11 protein-coding genes are annotated in these 15,055 nt (G+C 55.4%); 7 read left to right on the top strand and 4 right to left on the bottom strand.

Going from position 1 to position 15,055, the window contains the following annotated elements:
- Positions 1-54: 54 nt before the first annotated feature.
- The gene (gene truA, locus ACJ77P_RS03770; RefSeq protein ID WP_367359602.1) at positions 55-795 is read right to left on the bottom strand and encodes a tRNA pseudouridine(38-40) synthase TruA; all 741 of its coding nucleotides are present in this window, start codon (positions 793-795) and stop codon (positions 55-57) included.
- A gap of 134 nt (positions 796-929) precedes the next feature.
- Here truA and ACJ77P_RS03775 point away from each other — a divergent pair, with 134 nt between their 5' ends.
- Both ACJ77P_RS03775 and ACJ77P_RS03780 read left to right on the top strand, forming a co-directional pair.
- The gene (locus tag ACJ77P_RS03775) at positions 930-2,501 is read left to right on the top strand and encodes an acyl-CoA carboxylase subunit beta (RefSeq protein ID WP_408999012.1); all 1,572 of its coding nucleotides are present in this window, start codon (positions 930-932) and stop codon (positions 2,499-2,501) included.
- Between the two features lie 578 nt (positions 2,502-3,079).
- Positions 3,080-3,523, top strand: coding sequence for an HIT family protein (locus tag ACJ77P_RS03780; RefSeq protein ID WP_408999013.1), 444 nt, complete (start codon positions 3,080-3,082; stop codon positions 3,521-3,523).
- Positions 3,524-3,535: 12 nt separating this feature from the next.
- Here the strand turns inward: ACJ77P_RS03780 and glp are convergent, their stop codons facing one another.
- The 3 genes from glp to ACJ77P_RS03795 all read right to left on the bottom strand — a co-directional run bounded on the left by glp (position 3,536) and on the right by ACJ77P_RS03795 (position 6,665).
- A complete protein-coding gene (gene glp, locus ACJ77P_RS03785; protein WP_408999014.1) occupies positions 3,536-4,747 on the bottom strand; it encodes a gephyrin-like molybdotransferase Glp in 1,212 nt (403 codons plus the stop codon).
- 812 nt (positions 4,748-5,559) lie between these two features.
- Complete coding sequence (locus tag ACJ77P_RS03790) at positions 5,560-5,766, bottom strand: hypothetical protein (protein ID WP_367359598.1); 207 nt, start codon at positions 5,764-5,766, stop codon at positions 5,560-5,562.
- A gap of 461 nt (positions 5,767-6,227) precedes the next feature.
- A complete protein-coding gene (locus ACJ77P_RS03795; protein ID WP_408999015.1) occupies positions 6,228-6,665 on the bottom strand; it encodes a hypothetical protein in 438 nt (145 codons plus the stop codon).
- Positions 6,666-7,108: 443 nt separating this feature from the next.
- Here ACJ77P_RS03795 and ACJ77P_RS03800 point away from each other — a divergent pair, with 443 nt between their 5' ends.
- The 5 genes from ACJ77P_RS03800 (at position 7,109) to ACJ77P_RS03820 (ending at position 14,984) form a co-directional block, all read left to right on the top strand.
- On the top strand, positions 7,109-9,100 hold the full coding sequence (locus ACJ77P_RS03800; RefSeq protein ID WP_367359596.1) for an aldehyde ferredoxin oxidoreductase N-terminal domain-containing protein: 1,992 nt from the start codon (positions 7,109-7,111) through the stop codon (positions 9,098-9,100).
- A complete protein-coding gene (locus ACJ77P_RS03805) occupies positions 9,084-9,623 on the top strand; it encodes a (4Fe-4S)-binding protein (protein ID WP_408999016.1) in 540 nt (179 codons plus the stop codon). Before ACJ77P_RS03800 ends, ACJ77P_RS03805 begins: the two co-directional genes overlap by 17 nt.
- Positions 9,624-9,762: 139 nt before the next feature.
- Positions 9,763-10,914 carry a (Fe-S)-binding protein gene (locus ACJ77P_RS03810; RefSeq protein WP_367359594.1) on the top strand — a complete coding sequence of 384 codons (1,152 nt, stop codon included), beginning with the start codon at positions 9,763-9,765 and terminating at the stop codon, positions 10,912-10,914.
- Between the two features lie 59 nt (positions 10,915-10,973).
- A complete protein-coding gene (locus tag ACJ77P_RS03815; protein WP_367359593.1) occupies positions 10,974-14,045 on the top strand; it encodes an FAD-dependent oxidoreductase in 3,072 nt (1,023 codons plus the stop codon).
- A gap of 102 nt (positions 14,046-14,147) precedes the next feature.
- The gene (locus ACJ77P_RS03820; RefSeq protein ID WP_367359592.1) at positions 14,148-14,984 is read left to right on the top strand and encodes a hydrogenase iron-sulfur subunit; all 837 of its coding nucleotides are present in this window, start codon (positions 14,148-14,150) and stop codon (positions 14,982-14,984) included.
- Positions 14,985-15,055: the final 71 nt, after the last annotated feature.

Consider the following 15,055-nt stretch of genomic DNA (forward strand, 5'->3'; position numbering starts at 1 on the left):
CTTCTCTCTTTCTACGTATCTCTCTTTTCCTATTCCCGCGCCGGAAGGCGGCGGTCAATACCGGACTTCCTGCAGAAAAAGGCCCTGGGGAGGCGCGGTGATTCCAGCCCGTCCCCGGTCTCTCGCCTCCAGGATGTCCTGGATGATCTCCGGGGCCTCTTCCCCCGCACCCAGTTCGACCAGCGTCCCGACGATGTTGCGGACCATGTGCCGCAGAAAGCCGTCCGCTTCGATTGAGATCGAGATCACCCGGCCGGAATCGAGGAGCATCTCCGTCCTGAGAACGGTGCGGACGCAGGATTTCACGTCGCTGCCCGCGGCGCAGAAAGAGGTGAAATCATGGCTGCCGTGAAGAAGGGACAAGGCCCGGGCCATTTTATCGAACTCGAGGGGGGCGCGGACGAACCAGGCGGAATGTCTCTCCAGCGGGGAACGGATCGGGGAATTGAAAATCCGGTAAAGATAGCTTTTGCTCTTCGCGGAATAACGGGAATGAAAATCCCCCTCAACCTCCTGAATCTCCTTGATCGCAATGTCTTCGGGAAGGAGGCTGTTGATCCCGCGCAGGAGATTTCCCGCCGGAATTCCCGATTCCGTTTTGAAGTTGGCCACCTGATGCCGGGCGTGAACCCCGGCGTCGGTCCGTCCCGATCCATAGAGTGTAATGGATTCCTGCGTGATTCTGCCGATGGCCTCCTCAAGAATTTTCTGGATGGTCGGCTGCTGCCCCTGGCGCTGCCAGCCTCGATAGGCCGTCCCGTCATATTCCAGGACAAGTTTTATGTTTCGTTTCATCGTCTCCACGGTGATTTTGTAAAAAATTATGTACAATTATACTTTTTTAAATTAAGTATGGTCAATTCGAAAAACCTGTTTAACCGGGGTTTTTCAGGTTCCCCGAACTATTTAACTTCATTCTGTGAGGGATTATGGCCACGGAAAATTCGACGAATACCACATCGGAAAAAATCAGGGATTACGGATCCCGAAAAAAGACGTTAATGCGGATGGGCGGCAGGGAGATGGTCAGAAAGCAGCATGAACTGGGCAAGCTGACCGCAAGGGAACGACTTGACCTGCTTTTTGACACCGCGACGTTTCAGGAGGTGCAGCTCTTCACCAAGCATCGTTCGACACTGTTCGGCCTCGGAGAGAAAGACATTCCTGCCGAAGGCGTCATTACCGGATTCGGCCGGGTCGACGGCCGCGTCGTCTTTGCAGCGGCCCAGGATTTTACCTGTTCCGGGGGCAGTCTCGGGGAAATGCAGGCGAAAAAAATATGGAAAGTGATGGACATGGCCATCGCGGCAAAAAAGCCCTTCGTTTCCCTCAACGATTCCGGGGGGGCGCGCATCCAGGAAGGTGTTCCCGCCCTGGACGGCTACGGCGGGATCTTTTATCGAAACACCCTGGCCTCCGGCTACATTCCCCAGATCACGGCGACCATGGGACCCACCGCCGGCGGGGCCGTTTATTCCCCGGCCCTGACCGACTGGGTCTTCATGGTTAAAAGAAGCAGTTACATGTGCATTACGGGACCGGATGTCATCAAAGCCGTCATCGGCGAAGAGGTGACCAACGAAGCCCTGGGGGGGGCCCTGGTCCATTCCACCAAAAGCGGCGTCTGCCATTTCGCCATGGACAACGACCGGGATTGCATCAACAGAATCCGAACGCTGCTGTCCTATCTTCCCGACAGCTGCCACAGCCCCCTGCCCATCATGCCGACGTCGGACAAGCCGGACCGCGAATGCCCGGACCTGAACAGCATCATTCCCGACAAGCCATCAAAGAGTTATGACATGAAGAGGATCATCCTGGAAATCGCCGACAACCATGAGATGCTGGAGCCCCATGCCCTGTGGGCTAAAAACATGATTGTCGCGTTTATCCGGATTATGGGATGCCCCGTGGGGGTCGTGGCCAACAACCCGCGATTCGGGGCCGGCGTGCTCGATGTGAGCGCTTCGGATAAGGCCGCCCGCTTCATCCGCTTCTGCGATGCCTTCAACATCCCCCTGCTGACCTTTGCCGATGTTCCCGGATATCTTCCCGGCACCCGCCAGGAATGGGCGGGGATCATCACCCATGGGGCAAAGATGCTTCATGCCTATTCGGAGGCCACGGTGCCCAAGCTCACCATCGTGGTCCGCAAGGATTACGGCGGGGCCTACATCGGCATGTGCAGCAAGCAGCTCGGCGCGGACTACGTCATGGCCTGGCCCTCCGCGGAAATTGCCGTCATGGGGGCGGAAGGCGCCTGCAACATTATTTACCGTCGGGAGATTCAGGAGGCAAAGGATTCCGCAGCCAAACGCAAAGAGCTGGCCCAAACCTATGAAGCGCAGTTCAACAATCCTTACTTTGCCGCGGGCCTGGGCATCATCGACGAAATCATCCTTCCGATGGACACCCGGAAACGCATTGCCTTTCTGCTGGAGGCCCTGAAGGAAAAGTCGGAGCACCGTCTTCCGAAAAAGCACAACAACATCCCACTGTAAAGTCATCTATTCCGAATGTCCTGAAAAGAGCCGCACGAAACATGAACCTTGAGACGGGAGCGCATCCCGTCTCTCTCCCCCTCCATGGTCTGAAGCCCTTCTCATCAAGGTCTCAGCCGAAGGCGCTGAAGTATCCTCTGTATTCCGAACCCTTCATGCACTCTTGGGAACGATGTTCCGGAACTCCTCGTGGCAGGGGCTCCTGAAACCTCTACTAACGCCGGGTGTAAAAAGAGGGGGTGCGTTCACAGATAATCGTCTTCCCGTCACGAAGAGCCTGCAGAAGGCATGTGTCCTGTAAGACATATATCTCTTGACACCGACCGTTTTGATCCTATAGAGGAGGTTGTGACGGATGTGGCGGACTGGATATGAGCATGAACGCGTCCGTCGAAGAGCCAGGGGCTGTAACCCCAGGACAGAGAAATCAGGCCATTTTGCCGGAGATGCTTTTCCCCCGGCCTTTCCCGTCTTGATGGACTCTCCGGAAAGACGCATTTCTTCCTCGCATGCGCTCCACCAACAGGAATGCATCTGAAAGGCATTAATCGAACATGGGGTATTGTCAGTTTTGCGAAATGATCGAAACGAACGCGTATAATATTTTTTACCGCGATCGTTTGCTGGCCGCGCTGGTCGAGATCTGTCCTAAAAATGTCGGCCACTTTTTAATTATACCGTTAAGGCACGTTGAAAGCATCTTCGAGTTGACCAATGAAGAATATCTTCAATTTCGAAAAGTTGCCTGGAGGGTTCTCTTTAATCAGTTTCACCGAATCAATTTTATTGAAAGGTATGAACACTACATTGCTTTGGCGGAAAAATCCGATACGAGGGTCATTGAAAGATGCCATTCCGGTATTGAATTTCTCCGCGGAGCGACGCACGTTGCCCCTTCCGGATTTTCCATGGGGTTCAACGAAGGTCCCGATTCCGGGAAGGAATATCAGCATGTCCATATGCACGTTGTGCCGGCTTACGGGGATCGTGTGAACAGGCATGGATTCCGGTTTTTATTCTGAGTGATGTGTTTCCTATGTCAACAGCTGCACGGAAATGATGGATCCCGCCGGAAGAGCCTTTTTCCCTTCCGGGATGGAGGCCACTGCCGTAGCCTCGGCAAGGGAGTTCAAGCGGCTGCGTTTCGCCATGGGACGGAAATCCGGTAATTCTTCATGGTTTTCGAGGGTGCCGAAGAAAAAATCCGTCCAATCGGTTTCGCCTTCGCTGAGGTCCGAGGCAAGCCGGGCAGTCATCGTCGGCAGGCCTGGGTTTGTGTGACCGGCAAGGGCAAGGATTCCGGGAAGGGCGATCTGCAGAAATCCCATCAGGTTGGATGGGGGGCCACCGGCCAGGATGAAAACGGGTTTTCGATCCAGCATGCCGAAACCAACGGCTTTACCGGGTCCGATGCGGATCCGGTGGAAAATCTTCTTCCATCCAAGCTCTTCAAGGACATGAGCCACCAAGTCATGATCCCCCACCCAGGCCCCGCCGCTGGTGATCAGGGCATCCGTTTGGTCCGCCAGGTTTTTCAATGCGCACAGCAGGGCAGCACGATCATCCCTGACGATGGCCGTACGGCTTTTCATCCGGTATCGATTGCACCATCCGGCCAGGGTCGTGATGTTGCTCGCGTAGAGTTTCCCATCCGTTAGAGGGTTCCCCGGTTCGACAATTTCATCGCCGGTGCCGAGCATTCCGACAACGGGATTACGGAAGACGGGGACACTGCTATGTCCTGCGGCGGCCAGGAGGCCTGCCATGACAGGCGATATCCGCCGGCCGGCACGGAGGATCCATTGCCCTTTGGCCACATCACTGCCGCGCCTCAGAACATTCTTGGGCTGGGCAAAGCTTTCCACCAGCACATCGGAGTGCTCTTTCCGGGCATATTCTTCCGCGACCACGGCGTCAGCTCCGGTCGGGATGCGGGCTCCCGTCAAGACCCTGACCGTCGTCCCCTCCCTGACCTGGATATCCGTCTGCCCACCAGCGGCCATGGAACCCAGCAGCCTCAACCGGACAGGATTTTCGGCTGTGGCCCCGGCGACCTCATGGGCCAGGACCGCGTAGCCGTCTTTGCGGGAAGAATCCGTGGAGGGGGAATCGACCAAGGCAAAAAGATCACGGGCCGCGATGCGATCAACGCTTTCAACCAGGGAAACATTTTCCGCGGAAAGGGGGATAATGCCCTCCAGGGTCAATCGCAGAGCCTCTTCAAGACCAATAGACAGAGATTTCATAATGCATTTCCTTAGAAAAAGAGACCGGAACTTGATCTGCTGTCCGCCAGAGAGGCGAATGCTTCTTCAAGCATCCGGTTAGGATTGAGCCGGCATCCTGTCGCTGCCGCAGCAATCCGGAAGGGAAAAAACCAGCTTGACCTGATAGGTGTCCTGATAAGTCCGGAAAGGGCGGCTCCTTCTTCTGCCCCTGTCGGCATCGGCATCGGGGGACGTCCATGGCGGAGAATCGGCATTCACATGCCGGGGGGCCGGGAAGCCGGAAAGGACTTGTCTCTATTCCAGGTGCTGAATCATGGAAAAAAAGGGTATGCCCGATCCTTATCCGACGACGGCGTGAGGGATTCAAGGGGGGGCCGTGGGGTTCGTTTTCCCAGGTTCTGTCAACCTGGTGAACGTTGAAAAAGAGGGTAGCCCATCTCAGGAAATTAGAGGTTGCAGCGGAAAACCTCACCTCAAGGGACCGCCAGTGGTTGGAAAGCCGATACGGTGGTAGTCTCTTGCGAAAAAGCGCGGGGACCCGTATTCGGTGAACTGGTCAGCGCCATAACGACAGGTGGGGACCGGCTGGCAATTCGGCACAAGGGAATTGCCAGCCGGTGGCGCTTAGCTTCGGGCTTTCGATCAGCAGCCGCAGCAGACATATCCGGCCATTCTATAGAGAGCGTTGAAAATTTTGGCCGCTTTTTTATGAAACCGTCTGCGTAAAGGGCCAGATGGTGAAACCGCCAACCATCAGCAAGCAAGAGCGATATCCTCCCGCTCGATGAACAGTTTTTCCCGGCACTCTGGAACTTGCAGCCAGGAATGTTTTAACTCGAACTCACTTCGTCAAGTGTTTCCGCAACTTGACAACCACCCCAGAGGGGGAAACCTTTTTTGAAAACGGTGCCAGGAAGCACCCTGATAACCTTACCCGATTTGGTCTGGATGTCCGCATTCCTGACACAAACCCAGGTGCCATCCGGTTTTTTCTCGAATTCCTTCAAGCTGAGTTTATCTTTGCTAATCTCTTCCATTCTATCTCTCCCCTTCAATATTTTTAAAAAATCATTGCCCACGGAGGTATTTATTCAGCGGGCAGCAATCCGAAACTCAGAGTGCGACAACCACCAACAAGGCCGGGACAAGTGTTTTTCCGGCCGTCAATACTTAGAGGAGCGCATCAGGCAGTGGTTGCAGGAGTTATTCATCCCTTGAGCAAAAGTGTTGACGGGCGATGGAAGCGTTTCCTGCCGCCTGACAGCGTAATATACAGCCGGCCTGTTGCTTCTTTGTTTCTTTCCCTCCCAGGTCGGGTTGCTCCGGGGACAACCCCATCGATCTGTCGGAGGGTTCGCTGGCAGCTTATAAGCAGATCGATCGTCACCGATGTTCCCTGAGACCGTTCCACACATCCGGCGCGTTCAAGGCTGCGGCGCCCGCCCCATCAGTTCATCGGTTGCCGGACTCCGTGATTGTTTACTGCAGAGCCTTGCGTTCAGGGAAGTCCTTTTACAATGGCATCGACTTCTGCAAGGTTGGTCACGACGGTCTGCAAGTAGACATTCACCCATTCGGGTTTGCCGGTGTTTGCGGCGATGGCCTTGAGCCGGTCAGAGGCGGCCAAAATGGCTGAAACCTGTTCCTTCAGCGTATCAGTAAGCTTCTTGAGCTCATCTCTGTCGGCCGTCCGCCGGGCCCGCAGAACCTTGGCCAGAAAGTCCGAAATAACCTCACCTTCGGCCTGGATCTGTCGAATGATTTCCGGGTCATAACCTGGAGCCTCCGCCACTGAGTAGCCCAGGTTTTTCAGGGCGAACCGAACGGTTTCGCTGATGATCAACAGAGTCTCTTTTGCGGGGTGGGGTTTGAAATTCTGCGGTGTGAAAGGCTTAGGGGTGATGTAGGTCTTAACAGTTCCTGCTCCTAAAGACATATCCTGTTCCTCCTTGCTCATGATCTTTCTAATTATGAATTGGTTTATCCAATATAAGAATCCGCTCCGCATTTCAAGAAAAATATCTGTTTTTCTCACATTGAATAACAGAATTTATTTCGGGGATAAAAAAGCGGATCGGGCTGTTTTATTTCAGGACAAAACGGAGAAAATGATGATGTATAAAAATATATTATTAATATTTACAATATAATGAACATGTCTCGCCTGATGTTGACCTTTCATGCGGCTAAGGGTGCAGAAGCCTCCCGGGGATGGAAACAGAAAATCAACTTATGTCATCGATAGCCTAAAGCGAAGAATATTTCTATAAATTACTTCGATCTATTTAATGACAAAATATGACAAATTTTCCTTGACAATCAGTTGGGCTGTGCTATGAAACGGTCACAATGTAACCAATATTTTAAAGGGGTAGCGATATGAGGTATGCAGAGACGGGGTATAATTTGGAGATTGATTTAGCGACGGGAAACATAGAGCGAGTCGAAACTGATCCAAAACTAGTCGAAACCCATCTTGGAGGGCTGGGCACCAATGTCAAGCTGCACTGGGATAGAGTCCCTCCGGAAACGAAGGCTTTTGACGATGGGAACATGATGATTTTCAGCTCCGGTCTTCTTAATGCCACACCGGCTTGGAGTGCGAATCGTACCTTGGTCACCTTTGTTTCCCCCCAGACGGGGATGCTGGCGTATCCGTTTTCGGGAGGATTCTGGTCCGCGGAACTCAAGTACGCGGGTTACGACAAAGTAATATTGAACAACAAATCGCCCAACTGGGTTTATATCTGGATAAAGAACGACAAGGTCGAGCTGCGTGATGCCTCTCATCTCGTGGGAAGGGGTGCATACGAAACTCAGGATCTTATCCGCGAGGAGCTTAAAGAGCCCGATGCCCAGATCTTCGCCATAGGTCCGGCGGGAGAAAATCGGTGCTTCACCGCGTCCATGGAACAGGGCCGGTCGAGTGCCAGCCGGCTTGGCGGTGGCGCCATCATGGGAGACAAGAAGGTCAAGGCCATTGCGGTGCGGGGGACCAAGGACATCAACCTGTACGACGGTGAAGCCTTCATGAAAGAGATGATGGACATGATGGCTTACATCAATTACCGGAACGCCAACCCCATCCCCGGAGTCATGACCATTCTGGCCGGGATCGGCTCGCCGCAGGAGATGGTGCATACCGATGAGAAGTGGCATACGGAAAATTTCATGTGGGGAAATGCACGCGTCCGGAGAAGGGGATTCTGGGACGAGAACATTTCCGTGGAATGGCCTGAAACGCAGCTGGCCGGGATCAAACGGCTGATCAGCTGCTACAACTGCCCCCAACATTGCGGGGCATTGATCGCCTTCAAAGATACGCCCCGTTACATGGCAAAATGTTTCGGGAAGATGACGTACGCCATGGCGGCTTATGTCGACAGCTTGGATTGGTCCTGGAGAGCCCTGCAGCGGGCGACGGAGTATGGATTTGACTCCTTCTCAACGCCGCAGATCCTCGCCTTCGGTGTCGAGCTGATTGAGGCAGGCATTCTGACCGAGGAAGATCTGGTCGGGACGGACGAATACCCACCCTGCCCGGAAGAGACCGAGGAGCGGTTCCTTTGGTTGATGGATCGGACGGCCTATCGGCAGGGCATCGGCAATCTCCTGGCCGACGGTGTCTACTGGGCGGCCAGAGCGATCGGCAATGGGGCGGAAGCCTTTGACCACAATACGATCAAGAAGCATGAGCAGCTGCCACTCAAGCTGGGAACGCTGGATCCCATTTATTTCCTCATGTATACGACCAACGAAAAGATCAGCATCACCCAGATCGAGGGGAACTGGCCCCAGGCGGCATTCCCCACCATGGAGATGAGAGAGGAATTCGTCAGAGACTGGCCGCAGCTCCCCGATGATCACTTCAAACAGTACGTTCTGGATTGGGAACCCCGGGGAGAAAAATCGATCCCCTTCTTCCCCACGCCTTACATGTGCAGTGAGATTGTCGACTGGATGGAGATGATGCACAACATCGATGACGCCTGCTGCATCTGTTGCGGGATGTCCGGCTTCTGCCTGAAGCCACCCTGGCATATCCACAACTATCCGAGGGTTATCCAGGCGGCGACAGGGATTGAAATGGATGAAGCAAAGCTGAAGAAAATTGTCAATCGCAACAGGAACCTGCACCGGGCACTGAATCTCAGGTACGGCTTCAGGAGGGAAGATGAGAACGCGCCGGAAGATCACTGGAAGAGACGTTATCCCGAACTGGAGAAAGAGTTGCTGGATACATACTATCAGTACAAGGGATGGAATCTGGATGGCGTTCCCACGAAAGAACGACTCCATGAATTAGATTTGGATTATGTCGCGGAAGACTTAATGAAGAGAGGGATATTGAGAGATGGCGAAAATAACTAAGAAAATCAAGAGAATCAAGGTTGATGCAGATAAGTGCAATGGCTGCCGGGGTTGTGAGATGGTTTGTGCCGGTTTTCACTCGGTCCCGAAATATAGTGTCATCAATCCGGCTAGATCCCGCATTAAGATTGTCCGTCACCCTACCTCGGACATCTGGCTTCCAGTGTTTGCAGGTGAGTACACCGCAGCCGAATGCATGGGCCGGGAAACGTATATAATCGACGGCAAGGAATACAGTGATTGCGACTTCTGCCGGGCTGCCTGTCCGGCCCGGGACAGGTTCAAAGAGCCGGATTCCGGTCTCCCCCTTCGCTGCGACATGTGTGAAAGCGATCCCCCTTTGGAAGTTCCAAAATGTGTCGAATGGTGCATCAGCGACGTGCTCACCTACGAAGAGGTGGAAGAAGAGGCCGACGAGAGCGTAGAGATGGAGGATGTGGAGACAGGGTTGGCTGCCTTGGTGGACAAGTACGGCTGGGAGAAGATGAAGGACACCTTTGCCCGGATGCAGCTGAAGGACTGAGGGCTTAGCGCTCCGTAACGTAACGACATCCAGTGAAATTATCCGGTTGAATCCGGCGGGGTGCAGGTCGTTGGACGGCCCTGCATCCGCGCCGGAGGAAGAAGTCGGAAACAGGATTATTATTTAAGGAAGGAAATCGATGGAGACTATAGCTCCTTACAAAGAGATTATCGTCGAAGTGAAATCGCACGGTGGAGACGCCTTCAAGCGATGCTTTCAATGCGGGTTGTGCGACAGTGTCTGCCCCTGGAACCGGGTGACGACCTTCAGTATGCGCAAGCTGGTCCGGGAGGCCACCTTCGGCCTGACGGACATCGAGAGCGAGGACATGTGGCGCTGCACCACCTGCGGGAGATGTCCCCAGCAGTGCCCGAGGGACGTAAAGCAGATCGAATCCGGGGTTGCCCTGCGGAGGATCGCCACGGAATACGGGGTATTTCCCCATTCCGTCCTGCCCATCAAGTCGATTCGAGGCAGCCTCGTGGGTTCGGGGAACCCCCTGAACGAAGAGCGGGGGAAGAGGGCGGACTGGGCCAAGGGACTGAACGTTCCGGAGTTCACCGAGGATATGGACATCCTCTATTTTCCGGACTGCTACGCCTGCTATGACCCGAGGATGAAGAGGGTGGCCGTGGCCACGGCTAAGGTTCTGCAGAAGGCGGGGGTCAATTTCGGCATCCTGGGCGAGAAGGAAGTGTGCTGCGGCGAGAGCATCCGCAAGGCGGGTGACGAAGAGGTTTTCAGGCGCCTGGCCAAGGAAAACATCAAGGCCTTTGTCGACGCCGGGGTGAAGAAGATCCTGGTGTCTTCCCCCCATTGCTACCACACCTTCAAGAACGAGTACCCGGAGTTCATGGTGAACTTCGAGATCGTCCATATTTCCCAGTTCCTGGCCGAATTGATCCGGGACGGGAAGCTGACCCTCAGCGGGGAGTTCGCCAAGAAGCTGACGTGGCACGACCCCTGTTACCTGGGCCGGCACAACGGCATCTACGCCGAGCCCCGGGAGGTTCTCCAGGCGGTTCCCGGAGCGGAGTTCACGGAGCTTCCGGAGCACCACGCCAACAGCCTGTGCTGCGGCGGCGGCGGTGGCCGGATCTGGATGGAGACGGTGAAAGGGGAGCGGTTCTGCGACCTTCGGATCGATCAGGCGGTGGGCGTCGGCGCGGAGGTGCTGGTGACGGCGTGTCCGTACTGCATCACGAACTTCGAGGACAGCCGGGTGACCATGGGGTTTGACGAGAAGATCGAGGTCAAGGAGATCTCGGAAGTGATTGCGGAAGTGATCTAGCACATAGAGGATGAGATATTTTTTTTTCACGAATTCATCAATTCGCTGAGGGTATATAAATGGAAAAAGAAAAGAACAATTTTGGAGACGTAATGGTCGTCGGCGGCGGGATCAGCGGCATTCAGGCCTCGCTGGATCTGGCGACCGCGGGTTTCAGGGTATTCCTGGTGGAGACGTCGCCCAGCATCGGCGGCCACATGGCCCAGCTGGACAAGACCTTCCCCACCAACGACTGCTCCATGTGAATTCTCGCACCCAAACTGGTCGAGGTCGGCCGGCATCCAAACATAGAGGTCCTGACGTACACGGAAGTGGATCGCGTCAAGGGAGAGGCGGGGAACTTCACAATCACCTTGAGGAGGAAACCCCGATACATCATCGAGGACAAGTGCACGGGCTGTACGGTTTGCGTGGAATACTGCCCCGTCGTTTATCCCGATCAATACAACCAGGAGATCTCGAAGAACAAGGCCATCCATGTGTATTTTGCCCAGGCCATTCCCCTGATCACCTATATCGACGAGAGCTGCCTTTATCTGAAGGAAGAGAAGTGCAAGATCTGCCAGGCGGTCTGCAAGGCGGACGCCATTGATTTGAAGCAGACGGAGGAGATTCTGGACATCAAGGTGGGAGCCATCATCCTGGCGGCGGGCATGGAGCCCTTCGATCCCAAGGTGAAGGAGGAATACCACTACGGGGAGTTTGCCAACGTGGTCACGGGGATGGACTTCGAGCGTCTGCTGGGTTCCACCGGTCCCTACGGCGGCGAGATCCTGCGGGCTTCGGACCTGAAGCATCCCCACAAGCTTGCGTGGCTTTCCTGCATCGGTTCCCGCCGGGTGACCGAAGGGGAGAACAGCTACTGCTCCATGGTGTGCTGCACCTACAGCCAGAAGCATGCGATCCTGACGAAGGACCACGACGCCACGGCGGAGTGCACGATCTTTCATAACGATGTGCGTTCCTATGGGAAGGACTTCGAGCGTTACGTCGACAGGACCCAGGCCCTGGAGGGCATCCGGTTCATCCGCAGCTATGTCTCCATAGTCCGTGAGGACCCGGTCACCAAGAATGTCATCCTTCGGTACTCCACCCCCGACGAAGGGGTGAAGGAAGAGGAATTCGACATGGTGGTCCTGGCCGTCGGCCTGGCGCCGCCCAAGAATTATCTGGAGATGGCGGAAAAATTCGGCATTGAGCTCAATGAGCACGGTTTCGCCAAAACGGATCTCACAAATCCGATCCAGACGACGAAGCCGGGGATCTTTGTCAGCGGCGGCTTCCAGGGTCCTCTGGACATTCCCGAGTCTGTGTTCAGCGCCAGCGGGGCCGGCTCCCAGATCGGCGAGCTTCTCGACTACCGCCGGGGCAATCTGTCCACGGAGCGGATCTATCCGGAGGAGAAGGATGTGTCCGCTGAGGAGCCGAAGATCGGCGTCTTTGTGTGCCACTGCGGGGCGAACATCGGCAGGATCGTCAATGTCCCCGAGGTGGTCGAATACGCCCTGACCCTGCCCAACGTGGTCTACGCCCAGGAGCAGCTGTTCTCGTGCGCGACGAACTCCGCCCAGGAGATCTCCGATAAGACCAGGGAACTGGGGCTCAACCGCGTGATCATCTCGGCCTGTTCGCCCAGAACCCTGGAGCCTCTGTTCCGGGATACGGTCCGGGAGGCGGGGATCAACCAGTATTACTATGAAATGGCGAATATCCGGGAGCACAACTCCTGGGTGCACCAGAAGGAAAAGGAAGAGGCCACGCAGAAGGCCAAGGACCTCACGCGGATGTCCGTAGCCCGGGCCCGTATGCTGCAGCCCCTGCAGGAATTCGATCTCCCCGTGAACAACAACGCCCTGGTCGTGGGCGGCGGGATCGCCGGGATGGTCTGCTCCCTCTCCATCGCCGAACAGGGGCACGATGTCTACCTGATCGAAAAGGGGAAGGATCTGGGCGGCAACGCCAACCGGGTCCATTACACCCTGGAAGGGCTGGATGTTCAGGCCTACCTGAGCGATCTGAAGCAGAAAATCTACCAGAATCCAATGGTTCATGTCTATACGGATGCGACCATTACAGAGGCTGCCGGTTATATCGGGAATTTCGTCACGACGGTAAAGTCTCCGCGGGGAACCACGGAGATCAAACACGGGGCGTCCGTCCTTGCGATCGGTGCGGAGGAATACAAACCGACCGAATACCTCTACGGCCAGGATGAACGGGTCATGACGCAGCTGGAGCTGGAGGAGAAGATCGTCAAGGAAGACGAAGGGATCGGCAATGCCCAGTCTCTGGTGATGATCCAGTGCGTAGGCTGCAGAAACGAGGACCGGAATTACTGTTCGAGGATCTGCTGCACCCATGCCATCAAGAATGCCCTGAAGCTGAAGGAAAAGAATCCCGAAATGGATATCTACATCCTCTTCCGGGATATGAGGACCTACGGGTTCTCCGAGGATTATTACCGGGAGGCATCAGAGAAGGACGTGAAATTCATCCGCTTTGAACCGGCGGATGCCCCCCAGGTGGAGCCGGTTGTCGAGGAAGGGCGTCCCGTCCTGCGGGTGACCGTTCCCGACCCGATTCTGGGTCAGTATATGGCCCTGGACGCCGATTATCTCGTCCTGTCCGCCGCAACGCTTCCATCGGAAGCGACCAAGGAAGTGGCGGCGCAGTTCAAAGTTGTTTTGAGCCTGGACGGCTTCTTCAAGGAAGCCCACGTGAAACTGCGGCCGGTGGAGTTCGCCACCGACGGCGTGTTCCTCTGCGGTCTGGCTCAGTATCCCAAGCACATCACGGAAACGATCAACCAGGCTTACGGTTGTGCCGGCCGGGTTCTGACGCTGCTGTCCCGTGATACGGTCACCGCCTCCGGTTCCGTCTGCGAGGTGAATGAGAAGAGGTGCATGGGCTGCGGTGCCTGCGCGACGGTGTGCACTTACGGGGCCATCGAGATGCGCGAGACCAAGCAGGGCCGGAAGGCGACCATGAATCCCGTTCTCTGCAAGGGTGACGGCCTCTGTAACGCCATGTGTCCGACGGGAGCGATTTATCTGAAGCACTATACGGAAGATGAGCTGATGGCCCAGATCGATGCGATCGTTCCGGAACAGGTGGCCGTGGAAGTCGAATAAAACCGGGTTGTCTTTTCAACGGCTGGGGGGTAAACGCCGTTAGCCGTTGAAGGGCAACATGGGATAGAAGCAGGAAGAAAGATTCTCAGGAAGGAGAAAGAAATGGCTGAAAAATTTAAGCCCCGGATCATCGGCTTCGTGTGCCACTGGTGAGCATACGGCGCCGCTGACCTGGCTGGAGTTTCCAGACTGCAATATACACACGAAATGAGGCTGGTCCGTGTCATGTGCACGGGGCGGGTAGATTTAACCCATGTGCTTCGTGCTTTCATGAACGGCTGCGACGGGGTGTTCGTCGGCGGATGCCACCTCGGGGAGTGCAATTACATCACGAACGGCAATTACCATGCGCAGAACATGGTGGCCCTGGCGAAGAAGCTTCTGGAACGCATCGGGATGGATCCCGAGCGGCTGCGGCTGAACTTCATGTCCGGCGCGGAAGCGAACCTTTATGCGGACTGCGTCAACGCCTTCGTCAAGACGATCAAGGAAATCGGTCCACTCGGCGTCAAGGAAGGAATCGCCAAGGAAGACCTCGATGCCCGGCTGGAGGAACTTTCCCGGCAGATCCCCTACATCAAGGTGATGACGAACGAAAAGCTGGGGACTCCTGTGTACAGCCACGAGGAAGTGGAGAAGCTGTTCACCACGGAGGAGGTCGAGAAGCTCTTCAGCGAGAAGCTGTCGTACTACATCGATCCCCAGAAGTGTCAGGCCTGTATGACCTGTGCGCGCCGGTGCCCCGTTGAAGCGATTATCAGCGAGAAGAAACAGGTTCATATCATTCAGCAGGATAAATGCATCCGCTGTGGTGCCTGCTTCGCCGCCTGTCCGCCTCAGTTCGGCGCGATTACGAAGCTGGTAGGTGAGACTGTTCCCCCGCCTCCCCCGGAGGGCCAGAGGGACATCGTCAAAAAGGGCAAGGAAGCGACAGCGTAGCATGCCGTAAATATCTGTCGCGGGCGTCGGCAGATCCATTCTGTCCATTCCCATCTTCAAAGAAGGACTTA

Source organism: Syntrophus buswellii (genome assembly GCF_046097065.1).
GTDB lineage: Bacteria > Desulfobacterota > Syntrophia > Syntrophales > Syntrophaceae > Syntrophus > Syntrophus buswellii.

What these genes read in the sequence shown, in the direction of transcription:
- truA (WP_367359602.1), bottom strand. Translation starts at nt 795, where the DNA reads ATGAAACGAAACATAAAACTTGTCCTGGAATATGACGGGACGGCCTAT.
- ACJ77P_RS03775 (WP_408999012.1), top strand. Translation starts at nt 930, where the DNA reads ATGGCCACGGAAAATTCGACGAATACCACATCGGAAAAAATCAGGGAT.
- ACJ77P_RS03780 (WP_408999013.1), top strand. Translation starts at nt 3,080, where the DNA reads ATGATCGAAACGAACGCGTATAATATTTTTTACCGCGATCGTTTGCTG.
- glp (WP_408999014.1), bottom strand. Translation starts at nt 4,747, where the DNA reads ATGAAATCTCTGTCTATTGGTCTTGAAGAGGCTCTGCGATTGACCCTG.
- ACJ77P_RS03790 (WP_367359598.1), bottom strand. Translation starts at nt 5,766, where the DNA reads ATGGAAGAGATTAGCAAAGATAAACTCAGCTTGAAGGAATTCGAGAAA.
- ACJ77P_RS03795 (WP_408999015.1), bottom strand. Translation starts at nt 6,665, where the DNA reads ATGTCTTTAGGAGCAGGAACTGTTAAGACCTACATCACCCCTAAGCCT.
- ACJ77P_RS03800 (WP_367359596.1), top strand. Translation starts at nt 7,109, where the DNA reads ATGAGGTATGCAGAGACGGGGTATAATTTGGAGATTGATTTAGCGACG.
- ACJ77P_RS03805 (WP_408999016.1), top strand. Translation starts at nt 9,084, where the DNA reads ATGGCGAAAATAACTAAGAAAATCAAGAGAATCAAGGTTGATGCAGAT.
- ACJ77P_RS03810 (WP_367359594.1), top strand. Translation starts at nt 9,763, where the DNA reads ATGGAGACTATAGCTCCTTACAAAGAGATTATCGTCGAAGTGAAATCG.